This window comes from Klebsiella sp. JB_Kp031, assembly GCF_040064295.1.
Lineage (GTDB): Bacteria > Pseudomonadota > Gammaproteobacteria > Enterobacterales > Enterobacteriaceae > Klebsiella > Klebsiella quasipneumoniae.
This window is the reverse complement of sequence record NZ_JBEAJW010000023.1, coordinates 212,518-226,093: the sequence shown is the minus strand read 5'-3', so window position 1 is coordinate 226,093 and position 13,576 is coordinate 212,518. Positions and strand designations below refer to the sequence as shown.

General features: G+C 58.1%; 14 protein-coding genes. 7 read left to right on the top strand and 7 right to left on the bottom strand.

Annotated elements, in window-relative coordinates; all coding sequences use genetic code 11:
- Nucleotides 1-170 precede the first annotated feature (170 nt).
- Nucleotides 171-1,154 carry a zinc transporter ZntB gene (gene zntB / locus ABLV64_RS09145; RefSeq protein WP_004203984.1) on the bottom strand — a complete coding sequence of 328 codons (984 nt, stop codon included), beginning with the start codon at nucleotides 1,152-1,154 and terminating at the stop codon, nucleotides 171-173.
- A 278-nt stretch (nucleotides 1,155-1,432) separates the two neighbouring features.
- On the opposite strand from zntB, the gene ABLV64_RS09140 reads away from it, so the two are divergent.
- The 3 genes from ABLV64_RS09140 to ABLV64_RS09130 all read left to right on the top strand — a co-directional run bounded on the left by ABLV64_RS09140 (nucleotide 1,433) and on the right by ABLV64_RS09130 (nucleotide 3,688).
- Nucleotides 1,433-2,176 carry a DeoR/GlpR family DNA-binding transcription regulator gene (locus tag ABLV64_RS09140; protein ID WP_065904063.1) on the top strand — a complete coding sequence of 248 codons (744 nt, stop codon included), beginning with the start codon at nucleotides 1,433-1,435 and terminating at the stop codon, nucleotides 2,174-2,176.
- Entirely contained in the window at nucleotides 2,139-3,257 is a 1,119-nt protein-coding gene (locus ABLV64_RS09135; protein WP_053810501.1) for an oxidoreductase, read from the top strand. The genes ABLV64_RS09140 and ABLV64_RS09135 overlap by 38 nt, the downstream gene beginning before the upstream one ends.
- A 236-nt stretch (nucleotides 3,258-3,493) precedes the next feature.
- The gene (locus ABLV64_RS09130; RefSeq protein WP_004203980.1) at nucleotides 3,494-3,688 is read left to right on the top strand and encodes a hypothetical protein; all 195 of its coding nucleotides are present in this window, start codon (nucleotides 3,494-3,496) and stop codon (nucleotides 3,686-3,688) included.
- Between the two features lie 112 nt (nucleotides 3,689-3,800).
- Here ABLV64_RS09130 and ABLV64_RS09125 read toward each other — a convergent pair whose 3' ends face one another.
- Nucleotides 3,801-4,550 (bottom strand): hypothetical protein, encoded by a 750-nt coding sequence (locus ABLV64_RS09125; protein ID WP_004203979.1) that lies wholly within the window; start codon nucleotides 4,548-4,550, stop codon nucleotides 3,801-3,803.
- A gap of 250 nt (nucleotides 4,551-4,800) precedes the next feature.
- A complete protein-coding gene (locus ABLV64_RS09120; RefSeq protein WP_348843361.1) occupies nucleotides 4,801-6,180 on the bottom strand; it encodes an amino acid permease in 1,380 nt (459 codons plus the stop codon).
- A gap of 334 nt (nucleotides 6,181-6,514) precedes the next feature.
- On the opposite strand from ABLV64_RS09120, the gene ABLV64_RS09115 reads away from it, so the two are divergent.
- The 3 genes from ABLV64_RS09115 (at nucleotide 6,515) to ABLV64_RS09105 (ending at nucleotide 9,098) form a co-directional block, all read left to right on the top strand.
- The gene (locus tag ABLV64_RS09115; RefSeq protein ID WP_080846621.1) at nucleotides 6,515-6,994 is read left to right on the top strand and encodes an Lrp/AsnC family transcriptional regulator; all 480 of its coding nucleotides are present in this window, start codon (nucleotides 6,515-6,517) and stop codon (nucleotides 6,992-6,994) included.
- Nucleotides 6,995-7,245: 251 nt separating this feature from the next.
- Nucleotides 7,246-7,860: a YitT family protein gene (locus ABLV64_RS09110; protein WP_004176405.1), complete on the top strand. Its 615-nt coding sequence runs from the start codon at nucleotides 7,246-7,248 to the stop codon at nucleotides 7,858-7,860.
- Between the two features lie 38 nt (nucleotides 7,861-7,898).
- Nucleotides 7,899-9,098 (top strand): amino acid aminotransferase, encoded by a 1,200-nt coding sequence (locus ABLV64_RS09105; protein WP_064183121.1) that lies wholly within the window; start codon nucleotides 7,899-7,901, stop codon nucleotides 9,096-9,098.
- Nucleotides 9,099-9,126: 28 nt separating this feature from the next.
- Here the strand turns inward: ABLV64_RS09105 and ABLV64_RS09100 are convergent, their stop codons facing one another.
- Genes ABLV64_RS09100 through ABLV64_RS09090 form a run of 3 tightly spaced genes read right to left on the bottom strand, consistent with a single transcriptional unit; the run spans nucleotide 9,127 to nucleotide 11,613 of the window.
- Nucleotides 9,127-9,795 carry a methionine ABC transporter permease gene (locus ABLV64_RS09100; RefSeq protein WP_004203975.1) on the bottom strand — a complete coding sequence of 223 codons (669 nt, stop codon included), beginning with the start codon at nucleotides 9,793-9,795 and terminating at the stop codon, nucleotides 9,127-9,129.
- The gene (locus ABLV64_RS09095) at nucleotides 9,788-10,801 is read right to left on the bottom strand and encodes an ATP-binding cassette domain-containing protein (protein ID WP_348843362.1); all 1,014 of its coding nucleotides are present in this window, start codon (nucleotides 10,799-10,801) and stop codon (nucleotides 9,788-9,790) included. Before ABLV64_RS09095 ends, ABLV64_RS09100 begins: the two co-directional genes overlap by 8 nt.
- Nucleotides 10,802-10,809: 8 nt before the next feature.
- Nucleotides 10,810-11,613: a MetQ/NlpA family ABC transporter substrate-binding protein gene (locus ABLV64_RS09090; RefSeq protein ID WP_064183120.1), complete on the bottom strand. Its 804-nt coding sequence runs from the start codon at nucleotides 11,611-11,613 to the stop codon at nucleotides 10,810-10,812.
- Between the two features lie 220 nt (nucleotides 11,614-11,833).
- Between ABLV64_RS09090 and ABLV64_RS09085 the strand changes: the two genes are divergently transcribed.
- Nucleotides 11,834-13,009, top strand: a complete 1,176-nt coding sequence (locus ABLV64_RS09085; protein WP_017898758.1) for an aminotransferase class I/II-fold pyridoxal phosphate-dependent enzyme — start codon at nucleotides 11,834-11,836, stop codon at nucleotides 13,007-13,009.
- 19 nt (nucleotides 13,010-13,028) lie between these two features.
- On the opposite strand, the gene ABLV64_RS09080 is transcribed toward ABLV64_RS09085, so the two are convergent.
- Complete coding sequence (locus ABLV64_RS09080) at nucleotides 13,029-13,388, bottom strand: hypothetical protein (RefSeq protein ID WP_048294633.1); 360 nt, start codon at nucleotides 13,386-13,388, stop codon at nucleotides 13,029-13,031.
- Between the last annotated feature and the right edge of the window lie 188 nt (nucleotides 13,389-13,576).

Here is a 13,576-nt window from a genome sequence, read left to right as displayed (position 1 = left end):
CTATGCAGTAATTCAAAAAAGGAAGTAAGACAATATGGAGCGCAACGCCCATCGCTTGACGTTGCATTCACCTGCGAGAGAGATATTGCCCTGAATGGGTAGAGGGTTTATTGATTTCGCTCAAACATTGCCGGGTTTTCCCGGCATCGTCGCTGCTAAAAGGCGATTCTTTACAACCATTTACTGCGATGTAACCACCATGCAACACCACCGATGACAACGACTAACATCAGGCAGAAGAGGCTAAACCCCAGATGCCAGCTGTTGCCAGGGATCCCGCCGAGGTTGACACCGAACAGGCCGGTTAAAAAGGTGCTGGGCAGAAACACCATCGCCATCAAGGACATCGTATAGGTCCGCCGCGCCAGCGACTCCTGCATAATCTGGGCGATCTCATCGCTCATGATCGCCGTCCGGGCGATGCAGCTGTCGATCTCATCCAGCCCGCGCCCCAGCCGCTCGGCGATATCCTGCATCCGCCGCCGCTGATCGTCGCTCATCCACGGCAGGCGCTCGCTGGCCAGCCGGGCGTAAACATCGCGCTGCGGCGCCATATACCGGCGCATCACGATCAGCTGTTTACGCAGCAGGGCAAGGAAACCGCGCGGCGGCACCTGCTGATCGAGCAGGTCGTCTTCGAGGTCGATTATTCGGTCGTGCAGTTGTTCAATAAACTCACTGGCATGATCGGTCAGCGCGTCGCAGACTTCCACCAGCCAGCTGCCGCAGTCCGTCGGCCCATTGCCCTCCTTCAGGTCGCCCAGCACATCGTCAAGCGCCAGCACTTTGCGCTGACGAGTGGAGACGATGAGCCGCTCATCCATATAGAGACGCATCGCCACCAGCTGGTCTGGCCGTTCATCGGTGCTGCCGTTGATGCAGCGCAGGGTGATCAGCGCCCCGTCGCCGATCCGCGTTACCCGCGGTCGGGTGCTCTCGCCCGCCAGGGCATCGCGCACGTTATTGGGCAGTAGCGGGGTGGCCGCCAGCCAGTCGGCGCTGTCGCTATGGGTATAGTTGAGATGCAGCCAGCAGGGCTTCTCTTTGTCGATAATATCGTTATCGGCGAGCGGCTTCACGCCCCCCTGCCCGTCGAGCACCCACGCGAAGATCGCGTCCGGTATCTGCAACTCCGAGCCTTTAATCGCGTCCACTCAACCTCCGTTAATCCATGCCTGTCACATTGCACGCACTCTGTATAAGGTACGCGAAAGCGCGCTTTTTCGCTGTTTATTGCCCGGTGAAAGGGGCTAATCGCTTCATTAAAAAGCGCTTTCCCCCGGGCCGCGCCCACCTTCCTCATTTAACGTTAAAGTGTAGTGAAATCAAGTTCTTCAGGTTTTGCGCGCCTCAGTGCGACTTTTTGCGGTTTATTTTGCGACTTTATGCTGTATTATGCCGCTTATTGCGTCAACTTGCGGAGTCTCTCGTCATGCATAAGCTCGCCCGACAAAAACACATCCTCGACCGGCTGAGTGAAACCGGTCAGCTGAGCATCAGCGAACTGGTTGATGCGCTGCAGGTGTCGGCCGATACCATACGCCGGGATCTCAGCGAGCTGGAAAACCAGGGCGTACTGCAGAAAAGCCACGGCGGCGCCATCGCGCTTAACGTCCCGGCGATGACGCGCCAGGGAAGAAACGCCCTGCTCCCCGGAACCAAGCAGCGTCTCGGCCAGCAGGTCGCCGCGCGCATCCCCTCCGGCTCGACGCTGTTTCTCGACGCCGGGAGTACCCTGCTGGCCGTCGCTAGCCAGCTGAAAGGCCCCATGACCGTGATCACCGCTTCGCTGGATATCGCCCAGCTGTTTAGCGACCGCGCCGATATCCAGCTCATCCTGCTTGGCGGCCAGTGGGACAGTGAGCAGCGGCTGTTCGCCGGCAGCGCCACGCTGTCGCTGGTGTCGCGCTACCGCGCCGATATCGCGATTCTCGGCGCCTGCGCGTTGCATGCCGAGCTTGGACTGAGCGCCAGCCAGGAGGCCGATGCCGACGTAAAACGCGCCATGCTCGCCGCCAGCGAGGAACACTGGCTGGTGGCGGACCATACCAAAGTCAACCATTGCGAACCCTGGCTGGTGGCCGGTCTCAGCGACATACACCATCTTTTCCTCGATCGTCCCTGGCCTGAGCTGGGGGATGACCCTGCCCTCTCTGTACATATTGCTGACGCTTAACAACGCGGAGAACCTGATGAGTAACAACACGATAAATATCGCCCTGATTGGCTATGGCTTCGTCGGTAAGACCTTCCACGCGCCGCTTATCCGTTCGGTGCCGGGCCTGAACCTGGCCTTCGTCGCCTCGCGCGATGAAGAAAAAGTCAAACGCGACCTGCCGGACGTCACGGTGATCGCCTCCCCGGAAGCGGCGGTCCAGCATCCGGATGTCGATCTGGTGGTCATCGCCTCCCCCAACGCCACGCACGCGCCGCTGGCCCGCCTGGCGCTGAACGCCGGCAAGCATGTGGTGGTGGACAAACCCTTTACCCTTGATATGCAGGAGGCCCGGGAGCTGATCGCCCTGGCGCAGGAGAAACAGCGCCTGCTCTCCGTCTTCCATAACCGCCGCTGGGACAGCGACTATCTCGGGATCCGTCAGGTTATTGAGCAGGGCGCCATCGGCACGGTGAAACATTTTGAGTCCCATTTCGACCGTTTCCGCCCGGAAGTCCGCGTCCGCTGGCGCGAGCAGAACGTTCCCGGCAGCGGCTTATGGTTCGATTTGGGCCCGCACCTGATCGATCAGGCGCTGCAGCTGTTTGGTCTGCCGCAGTCGGTACAGGGCAACATTGCCACCCTGCGCGACGGCGCGGAGATCAACGACTGGGCGCATGTGGTGTTAAACTACCCGGCGCATAAAGCGATCCTCCACTGCAGCATGCTGGTCGCGGGGGGCTCCTCGCGCTTTACCGTGCATGGCGATAAAGGCAGCGTTGTCAAAGCGCGGGCCGACCAGCAGGAGAGCCAGCTGCTGGCGGGTGTGGTACCGGGGAGCGCCGGCTGGGGTCAGGATGATGACAAGCTGGTGATCTATGACGCCTCGCTGCAGGCCCAAACTCAGCCCACCCCGTCGGGCGATCAGCGCCAGTACTATATGCAGATCCGCGACGCGCTGAAGGGCCAGATCGCCAATCCGGTGCCGCCGGTTGAAGCGCTGGCGGTAATGGCCGTTCTGGAAGCGGCGGTGCGTTCCGCGGAAAGCGGCGTGGCGCAAACCCTCGACCTGACCGCCGACGAGCGCAACGCGCTGCGCTAAGCCTGTCGCTACTCCGGTTATCTGCGCGGCCCGCAGGTAACCGGGTCACCGCCCTGACTCCAGAAATAATCACTGCCTGTCAGCAGATTATCCTTTCTTTATCCTGCCTTTTTGCGTAAAGCACCGCTGGAAATTTCAGCCAATTGGGAGGAGGATAGAGAACAGATCGATCGTGATGAGAAAAAGGTTGCTGACGCTGTGGACGCGGTGACCGCAATACCGGACAGGAGAAGCTCATGTACTACACGTTAGGAGATACCACTCTCCATTTTTATCGCTATCAGTGCAAATTTTACGTCGCCCACTGGGAAGGAGGGAACGTGATGGACGAAAAATTTAAACCGTTTATCGAGCAGATCACTGAGAAGACCGGGCTGGACGCGAAGCGCGTCGAGACCGCCGCGCGCGATTATTTTACTAACGTGGATTAACAGGCAGCCTGTTGCTGTATACCAAAGGCCAGGCCGACGCGCCTGCCGTTGATGTTTCCCCTTCCGCCGCCAGGGCCCTCGTTGTCGCTGGCGGCTTTTCTTCCTGCCGGCGCTAAACGGTGGTCAGTTTTGCAAGGATCGCGGCGAAGGTGTCGCTGACGTTATCGCCGGCGAGCATTTTTTTGCGCAAGGTGATACTTCTGCCTGTCGACGGGATGAGCAGCCGGACTTTCGCATCATGACTGCCGCGCTCAGCGAGAACTACATCGCGCAAAGGAATAATGTAGGTGTCGGCATAGAGACCCGGCGTAAATATCATCGACTCGCCGCTGACGCCAATCACCACCCGATTCTGCAGACGATAGCCGTTGCACAACGCCAGAATACCGGCGGCAATAAATACGCCGCCAATACCCATGCCAATCATTAAGATAATTATCCCGGCGATGAGCGCCAGCGCTCCCTGCGGATAAAAAGCGGATGCATTAAAGGTTAATAGCTGGTGATTATCGTCGCGGCTCATCGCCCCGGTTGTTGACCGCCACGGGGTAAAACCGGCGTTAATCCGCGTTTGAAAGCTGAACAGGCTGCCGACCAGAAAGATCATGCTGATGGGTATCATCACGATACCGCCAATAAAGGCCAGCACAATGGCCATATAAGGATAGCGGCCAGACAGCATAATGCTGAGCGCCTGAACCACCACGGCGATAAACAGGGCAAGAACCAGCCAGGACCACATGCTGTCCACCCGACTATGGAAATTCAGTTGTCCTTCATCGAGTAATAAATTACGCGCGACAAAACAGATAATAATATTGACGAACAGGCCAATCCAGGCCAGCTTGTGCACATGCTTCATACCCTACTCCATTATGTATTTTACCATTCCATTTCCAGGCATTATAAAATAAAGACTCAATGCCGGCTGGATAGTAGCAAAGCGGTACGCAAGATCAATAAAAAGCGCGCGGTCACCTCACATTCTCATTTATATTCAGCGTGATATTGTTAGTTATCATTTATCGTAATTATATAAACCATCCTATATATTGGCGCTATATGTTTTCAGCGCAACAATATCGCCCTGCCGCCACGCAGGGCATCGCAGATTAACGCTCCTCCAGCGCCGCCACCGGCTCCAGCGCGCTTTTCCTGCGCAGCAGATAGCCTGCGGCAAGGATCAGCAGCCATACCGGGATCAGGCAGACGGAGATGCGGATGTCCGGGGTCAGATACATCACTCCGAGGATCCCGGCGAGAAACAGCAGACACAGCCAGTTTGTCAGGGGATAGGCGAAACTCTGGAAAGCCGTTACCTTCCCGGCCCGCTGCATCGCGCGGCGGAACTTAAGATGAGTGATGCAGATCATCGCCCAGTTGATGACCAGGGCGGCCACCACCAGGGCCATCAGCAGGGCAAAGGCTTTCCCGGGCATCACATAGTTAATCACCACGCAAAGCGCCGTGGCGACGGCGGATACCGCCAGGGCGGTCAATGGGATCCCGCGGTGGTTCACTCGCAGCAGCGCACGCGGGGCGTTGCCCTGCTGAGCCAGGCCGAACAGCATCCGGCTGTTGCAGTAGACGCAGCTGTTGTAGACCGACAGCGCGGCGGTGAGCACCACCAGATTGAGGGCGTTGGCCACAATATTGCTGTCAATGGCGTGAAAGATCAGCACAAAAGGGCTTCCCCCTTCCACGACGTTCCGCCACGGGTAGAGTGACAGCAGGACCGCCAGCGACCCCACGTAAAACAGCAGAATCCGGTAGATCACGTGGTTGGTGGCTTTGGGAATGGTTTTATGCGGCTCATCGGCTTCCGCCGCGGTGATCCCCACCAGCTCAAGCCCGCCGAAGGAGAACATGATCACCGCCATAGCCATCACCAAGCCCGTGATGCCGTTAGGGAAAAATCCCCCGTCCTGCCATAGGTTGGCCACCGTCGCCGCCGGGCCGCCGTGACCGCTAAATAACAGATAGCAGCCAAAGGCGATCATGCTGATGATGGCGGCCACTTTGACAATCGAGAACCAGAACTCCAGCTCGCCATACACTTTGACGTGCGTCAGGTTGATGGCATTGATCGCCACGAAGAAGATCGCCGCCGACAGCCAGGTGGGTACCTCCGGCCACCAGTACTGAATATAGATCCCCACCGCCGTCAGCTCCGCCATGCTTACCAGCACGTACAACACCCAGTAATTCCAGCCTGACATAAACCCGGCGAAGGGCCCCCAGTAGCGGTTGGCGAAATGGCTGAACGAACCCGCCACCGGCTCCTCTACCACCATTTCGCCAAGCTGACGCATGATAAAGAAGGCGATAACCCCGGCGATGGCGTACCCCAGCAGGACCGAAGGGCCTGCCATACGGATCGTTTGCGCAATACCTAAAAACAGTCCAGTGCCGACCGCCCCCCCGAGGGCAATCAACTGGATGTGGCGGTTTTTTAACCCGCGTTTTAACTGATGCTCTTGCTGCGTTGTCATCTCTGACCTGCCCCTGTCTGTAAAAAGTCACTTTCGCCGGTAGCAACTTTCAGGCCAGCGGATCGCCGCGCAGCGGCAGAGAAAAATTAATTCATTGAATTATATTGAATTATTGTTTTCGCATCAGTTCCGGTAGCTGCTCATCGCGGCGCTGACCTGGCGCATCACACGCGAAAAATGGCCAGATTACGCACAGATCATGAGAAAAAGAGCGACTTAATGCATGAACCTGACCCGTTTTGGTGCATCCGCTTTGCCGCCGTCCGCCCAGGCTTCACGCCAGGCAAAAAACTGTTAGGCTGTTAGCCACTTTTACGTTCCGCTAGTGGCCACTATGTACAACATCGACGACTATGATCTGAAAATTCTTACCCTGCTGCAGGCCAATGGCCGTTTAACCAATCAGGAACTGAGCGAGCTTATCGGACTGTCCGCTTCCCAGTGTTCGCGCCGCCGTATCGCCCTTGAACAGGCGCAGCTTATCCTCGGCTACCATGCGCGTCTGGCGCCGGATGCCGCCGGGCAGGAGATGCTTGGCCTGATTGAGGTGCGTCTGCTGAATCACACCCCGCAATGCGTGGAGAGCTTTCATCAGATGCTCAGTGAAGTGGACGCCATTCTGGACGCCTGGAAAACCACCGGCGACGCCGATTATCTGCTGCGGGTAACGGTCCCGGACCTGCCCGGTCTGAGCCATTTGATCAGCCATATTCTGGCGCAAAACAAAGGGGTGGCCCATCTGAAAACTGCCGTTGTGCTCAACCGCCTGAAAGAGAACGGCCAGCTGATGCCGGGCACGCTCCCGCTGCGCTGAACCGGGGCACAGTGCCCTGCGCTGGTGCAGACGCGGGGCCAGACAATGCGCGACAAGCGGCAAATTCGCACAATTCACGCATTAGGCAACCATAAAACGCACGACACGTGCAATCTTCTCTTCCTGTCAGAACAACAGGTTAGGCTTTACCACGGCTGTTTTTTCCGCAAACGATCGCCCGGGCACTCTCCGCTGGTGCGATTTTTGCAAACAAGAGCTTATCCTTGTTAACGAAAAGATAGTGCTTATTTATGGATAACGTCCTTTCCCCTGAAAAACTGACTCACACCTGGCTGGAGGATGCCCTGGCGCTGCTGTTCGGCACGCTAATGATCTCCTTTGGTATTATCCTGTTTCGTCAGGCCGGTGCCCTGACCGGCGGGACGGCAGGCATGGCCTTTCTGATCCACTACGCCACCCACCTGCCGTTCGGCGTGGTTTTCTTCGCCATTAATCTGCCCTTCTACTGGCTCTCCGTCCGGCGGATGGGCGCCGCCTTCACGCTGAAAACCTTCTGCGCGGTCGGACTGGTGTCGCTGTTCTCCGACCTGCACGGCTACTTTATCCATGTCGATCGCCTGAACCCCTATTACGCCACCCTCTTCGGCAACATCATGGTCGGTATCGGCTTTGTGGTGCTGTTCCGCCATAAAGCGAGCCTCGGCGGCGTCAATATACTGGCCCTCTATCTGCAGGATAAAAGCGGCATCCGCGCCGGTAAATTCCAGATGGTAGTGGACGCCTGCATCGTCACCGCCTCCCTGTGGGTGGTTAGCCTGCCGATGCTGCTGGTCTCTGTCCTCGGCGCCGTGATTTTGAATTCGATTATCGCCATGAACCACCGCCCCGGACGCTATGCGGTGTAATGGCTTCACCTTTAACGGTCATTTCAGGAGTAACCACTGTGTTCCAGAACGTCGACGCCTACGCGGGCGATCCTATCCTGTCGCTGATGGAAGCCTTTCAACAGGATCCCCGGGCAGACAAAGTTAACCTCAGCATCGGGCTGTACTATAACGAGCAGGCCATCATCCCTCAGCTGGAGGCGGTCCGCCAGGCCGCTGACCGGCTACAGAGCCAGTTGCAAAAGGCCAGCCTCTATCTGCCGATGGAGGGACTGGCGCCCTATCGCCGCGCGGTCCAGACGCTGCTGTTTGGCGAACATCATCCGGCGTTGCGTGCCGGACGCATCGCCACCATCCAGACGCTGGGCGGCTCCGGCGCGCTGAAGGTGGGCGCGGATTTTCTCAAGCGCTACTTCCCCGACTCCGCGGTCTGGGTCAGCGATCCGACCTGGGAGAACCATGTGGCCATCTTTGCCGGGGCGGGCTTCGAGGTGCATACCTATCCCTGGTTCGACAGCGCCACTCGCGGGGTCAATTTCCCCGCCATGCTTGCCGCCCTCCAGCAGCTCCCGTCGCGCAGCATCGTGCTGCTCCATCCTTGCTGCCATAATCCGACGGGGGCCGATCTCACCCCCGAGCAGTGGGATCGGGTGATTGAGGTGTTGATCGCCCGGGAGCTGATCCCGTTCCTCGATATTGCCTACCAGGGCTTTGGCCGTGGGCTGGATGAAGATGCCTATGCCATCCGCGCCATCGCCAGCGCCGGGCTGACGGCGCTGGTTAGTAACTCGTTCTCGAAGATTTTTTCGCTGTACGGCGAGCGTGTCGGCGGCCTGTCGGTGGTCTGTGACAATGCCGATGCCGCCGGGCGCGTGCTGGGCCAGTTGAAAGCCACCGTGCGCCGCAACTACTCCAGCCCGCCGGGGTTTGGCGCCCAGGTGGTGTCGCAGGTGCTCAACGATCCCGAGCTGAATGCCCTGTGGCAGGAAGAAGTGGAGGCCATGCGCACCCGCATCAGCGCCATGCGCGTCGCGCTGGTGAAATCCCTGCAGACAGCCCTGCCGGCGGAGGATTTTTCCTATCTGCTGACCCAGCGCGGCATGTTCAGTTACACCGGCTTTAGCGCCGATCAGGTAGACGTTCTGCGCGAAGTGCACGGCATCTATCTGATCGCCAGCGGTCGGGTCTGTGTGGCCGGGCTCAACCACGGCAATATTGCGCGGGTAGCCAGCGCCTTCGCCGCGGTCTGCGCACGCTAGCCGGGGCAACCCCGGCGCGGATTAGCGGTTATTCGCGACGCAGCCGGCGAGCCAGGCGGGTACCCAGCGTCTGAATAAGCTGGACAATAACAATCAGCACCAGGGCGGTGGTGAGGGTGGCAAAGGCGTCGAAGCGCTGATAGCCGTAGGTGATCGCCAGATCGCCGATCCCGCCGCCGCCCACCGTTCCCGCCATGGCGGTCGCGCCAAGCAGACCGATGGTCGCGGTGGTAAGGGCCAGAATCAGCGACGCCGCCGCCTCCGGCAGCATAAAGTGCCAGACGGTCTGCAGAGGGGTAGCGCCCATGGCGTCTGCGGCCTCAAGGATCCCCTCATCCACCTCCAGCAGCGAGCTCTCCACCAGCCGGGCAATATAGGGGGCGACAAAAACGATCAGCGGCACGATGGCCCCCGCGGTGCCGATAGTCGTGCCCACCAGCAGCCTGGTGAAGGGCAGGATCACAATCAGCAAAATGATAAACGGCAGCGAGCGCAGCACGTTAATCAGCGGATTCAGCGCCTGATGCACCACCGGGTTGGCCACGATGCCGCCGGGACGGCAAACCACCAGCACAATTCCCAGCGGGACGCCGATCAGCGCGCCAAAGCCCAGTGAGATGGCGACCATAATCAGGGTATCATGCAGCGCCAGCAGAAACTGCTCGCCGGTAATGGCGGTATCAATCAGATCAAACATGGGTGATTTTCACTCCTGCGTCGGCCAGATGGGTGATAGCGCGTTCGGTTTCGTCAGGCTCGCCGAGGAGTTGCACAATCATAAATCCCAGTATCCGGCCCTGAACTTCGGACATGCTGGCAAACAGGATATTCACCTCGACAGCATACTCGCGGATCAGGTGGTTAATGATCGGCTGCCGGGCCGTCGCGCCGATAAATTCGAGGCGTAAAGCCCGGGCGCCGTTATCGCGCTGCAGGAGCGACGCCAGCCGCTGCGGCAGGCGATCGTGCACCACCGACTGCACGAAACTGGCGGTGACCGGATGCTGCGGCTGGGCAAAGAGATCGAACACCGTCCCCTGCTCAACAATGCGCCCGGCCTGCATCACCGCCACCTTGTGACAGATTTTCTGGATCACTGACATTTCATGAGTAATCAGCACAATGGTGATGCCATAGCGGCGATTAATCTCCTGCAGCAGCAGTAAGATCTGTACCGTGGTGTGGGGGTCGAGCGCCGAGGTGGCTTCATCGCACAGCAGCACCGACGGGTTGGTGGCCAACGCCCGGGCGATACCGACCCGCTGCTTTTGCCCTCCCGACAGCTCATTAGGGTAGCTGTGCATTTTGTCGCTCAGGTCGACAAACGCCAGCAGCTCCGCAACCCGCGCCTGGATAAAGGCCTTGTCGCGTCCCTGCAAAATAAGCGGGATAGCGATGTTATGAAATACCGTTTTCGAATTCAGCAGATTAAAATTCTGAAAGATCATGCCGATATCTTTTTTGATCGCCTGCAGTCGCTGGCCGCTGCAGTCCTGTAGCGGCTCACCATTCAACACCACCTCGCCCTCGCCCGGCGTTTCCAGCCGATTAATCAGCCGCAATAAGGTGCTTTTTCCTGCGCCGCTGTAGCCAATAATGCCGAAAATATCGCCCCGGTCGATACTGAGATTAATATCCTGCAGGGCCAGAACCGGATGCCCTTTTCTGGAAAAGGTTTTACTGACATGGCGAAATTCTATCATCGCGTTATTCATTTTAAATAATCAGGCAGCAGGTAACCATCATACTGCGGATGGCTGAGAATATATTTTTTGAAATCGGCAGAGTGATAGCCGTCGATAATATCTTTGGCAAACTGCGCCTTCTGATTTTTACCGGCAACGGTCACGACGTTAATAAAATGGCTGGTGGCGGCCTCCAGCTTTAATGCCGAGGTGAGCGCCATGCCGCTGGAAACGGCGAAATTGCCCTGAATCAGGCCATAGTCGACGTCCGGCAGCGCGCGAACCTGCTGGGCATTGTCCATCTCCTTAAGCACGATTTTATAGGGGTTAGCAACGATGTTGCGCTGGGAAAAGGTGGCGGGATCGCTGTCCGGTTTAATCTTCACCCAGCCCAGACTTTCCAGCACCAGCACCGCGCGATATTCGTTCGACGGCTGGTTTGGCACCGACACCACCGTGCCGGCTGCCGGGGTGCCCAGGGTGGTCAGTTTACCGCCATACAGGCCCATCGGCGGTGTGGGTACCTGCACAATGCCCACGTTATCGGTCCCCAGCCGCTCATTGATCGCTTTCAGGTATACCGGATGCTGCATAATATTCGCTTCGATATCGCCGCGGGCTACCGCGTCATTGACCTGAATACCGTCGCTAAAATCTTTATATTCGATTTTATACCCTTTACTCAATAAATAGGGGGCGACCCCTTTTTCAAATTGCTCTTTATACGGCCCGGGATTGAAGCCGATACGAATATTTTGATCTGCGGTGGCGTAAAAAGAGGTAGCAGATAACAGGGCAAGCGTCATCCCGAGCGCAACTGACTTGTTCATAAGGTATTTTCCTGGAAGGTTGGCGATATTGAGCGATTAAATCACAGCCGCAAGAGGGTTGTAAGCCAGAACGCCGGATTTCCTTTTGCTTATTCCTCATAACCTTTTGCTATCCCGACATATCCTAAAAATAATCATCCTTTGCAGATATTGTTATTTAGCCAGGCGCCATAAATCCCTTAAAGATGGCAGATTATTGATGACGTAAACCGGGAAAATTATGCCTGATTTTGCTGCTTCACCGCTGGTGGACGCCCTGGAAGAGAATCTGTTCAGCCTGCTGGAAAACCTGGCCGCGGAGGTCAACACCGACATGCTGCCGTTGATCGACCTCTCCAGCGGCAGTCCGGATCAACCCACCCCGCCGGAAGTGATTGACGCGCTGCAGAGCGCCATTCATCGTCGTGAAAACCATGGCTACCCCTCATTCTGGGGCAAGCCGCAGGTCCGCGAAGCGATCGCCCATTTTTATCGTCGCCAGTATGATGTGGAATTCGATCCGCACAGCGAAGTCGCGGTATTTCAGGGCTCGCATATCGGTATTGGCGGCATCCCGCGGGCGCTGCTCCGTCCCGGGCAATACCTCATCTCCACCGATCCCTGCTATCCCATTTATCGCTCAGCGGCGCTGCAGTCCCAGGCGACGTTTTATGGCCTGCCGCTCAGGGCTGAGAACCATTTCCTGCCGGATTTTAACGACCTCCCCCGGGAGGTGGCTGCCAAGGCCGGGCTGGTGGTGCTTAACTATCCGCATAACCCCACCGGCGCCCTCGCCACGCCGGCGCTGTTCGCCAGCGCCCTGCAGTTTGCCCACCGTCACCAGGTGCCGATCCTGCACGATTTTGCCTATGCGGCCATCGGCAGCGCGGCCAGTGACGCGCCGCTGAGCCTTTTCTCTCAGCCCGGCGCGAAGGCGTGGGGAGTGGAAACCTACACCTTCTCCAAGACCTTTAATATGGCCGGCTGGCGCTTCGGCTTCGCGGTCGGCAACGCTTCGATCATTCGGGCATTTAAAAAGCTGCACACCCACAGCTACAGCACGGTGTTTGGCGCGATTCAGGATGCGGCGATCGCCGCGCTCAGCCTGCCGGCAGAACGGATTGCGCAGCTGACGGAGGCGTATCATCAGCGCCGGGAGTGGGTTCTGCGTCGACTGGCCGCGCTGCGCTGGCCGGTTCGTACCGCACAAGGCACGTTCTTCCTCTGGCTGAGCGTGCCGCCCGGGTACCGTTCACAAGAGTTTGCCCGCCTGCTGCTGCAGGAGGCGCATATTCTGGTGGCGCCAGGCACTGGTTTTGGCGAAGGGGGCGAAGGGTTTATCCGCATCAGTCTGACGGCTGGGGACGACGCGCTGAGCAACGCGCTGGACCGTCTCGCCCGGCTGGCGCTGTTTTAGCGCCCGCCTCGCGGGGCCGTTACACCTTCAGGTAGCCCGCCATGCGTTGAATACGCGCGGCGGAATAGTCATAGCAGGCGCTGGCGGGTTTACCCAGTACGCGATATTTGGCGCCATTGTAAAAGGCGGTCTTATTCTCCTCTTCCAGAAAGCGCCGGGAGACGGTGTCGCTGAAAATACGGTCGCCATCCGACTGCGGTTGATAGCGGCTATATTTGACGCTCTCCCACGCCACGCCGATCGGCTTATGGTCATAGCCGGTCATACAGAACAGCCGGTTGGAGGCCAGCAGATCGGCCTCGATGGTTTTAAATTCCGCCGCCGTAGCGGCGCAGGTCATGCTTAACAGGCAGGCCGAAGCCCATCGGTAAATTGTCATTATTCAGGCGATCCCAGAGTGTTTCCTCCATTGTAAGCGGCTGAAAATTCTGGATGTTCGCTTTTACCTATCGTTGTGCGTGAAAACCGCTTAAAATTTTACAATCGTACTCCTCGTGAGTTGTCTTAACGACCTGTAGGCCCTCCCTGCGCAGGTCGTCACGCCGGCCAAACACCGAGACGCCGGCG

What these genes read in the sequence shown, in the direction of transcription:
- ABLV64_RS09110 (WP_004176405.1), top strand. Translation starts at nt 7,246, where the DNA reads ATGGATAACGTCCTTTCCCCTGAAAAACTGACTCACACCTGGCTGGAG.
- ABLV64_RS09120 (WP_348843361.1), bottom strand. Translation starts at nt 6,180, where the DNA reads ATGACAACGCAGCAAGAGCATCAGTTAAAACGCGGGTTAAAAAACCGC.
- ABLV64_RS09085 (WP_017898758.1), top strand. Translation starts at nt 11,834, where the DNA reads ATGCCTGATTTTGCTGCTTCACCGCTGGTGGACGCCCTGGAAGAGAAT.
- ABLV64_RS09130 (WP_004203980.1), top strand. Translation starts at nt 3,494, where the DNA reads ATGTACTACACGTTAGGAGATACCACTCTCCATTTTTATCGCTATCAG.
- ABLV64_RS09095 (WP_348843362.1), bottom strand. Translation starts at nt 10,801, where the DNA reads ATGATAGAATTTCGCCATGTCAGTAAAACCTTTTCCAGAAAAGGGCAT.
- ABLV64_RS09140 (WP_065904063.1), top strand. Translation starts at nt 1,433, where the DNA reads ATGCATAAGCTCGCCCGACAAAAACACATCCTCGACCGGCTGAGTGAA.
- ABLV64_RS09125 (WP_004203979.1), bottom strand. Translation starts at nt 4,550, where the DNA reads ATGAAGCATGTGCACAAGCTGGCCTGGATTGGCCTGTTCGTCAATATT.
- ABLV64_RS09090 (WP_064183120.1), bottom strand. Translation starts at nt 11,613, where the DNA reads ATGAACAAGTCAGTTGCGCTCGGGATGACGCTTGCCCTGTTATCTGCT.
- ABLV64_RS09100 (WP_004203975.1), bottom strand. Translation starts at nt 9,795, where the DNA reads ATGTTTGATCTGATTGATACCGCCATTACCGGCGAGCAGTTTCTGCTG.
- ABLV64_RS09115 (WP_080846621.1), top strand. Translation starts at nt 6,515, where the DNA reads ATGTACAACATCGACGACTATGATCTGAAAATTCTTACCCTGCTGCAG.
- ABLV64_RS09080 (WP_048294633.1), bottom strand. Translation starts at nt 13,388, where the DNA reads ATGACAATTTACCGATGGGCTTCGGCCTGCCTGTTAAGCATGACCTGC.
- ABLV64_RS09135 (WP_053810501.1), top strand. Translation starts at nt 2,139, where the DNA reads ATGACCCTGCCCTCTCTGTACATATTGCTGACGCTTAACAACGCGGAG.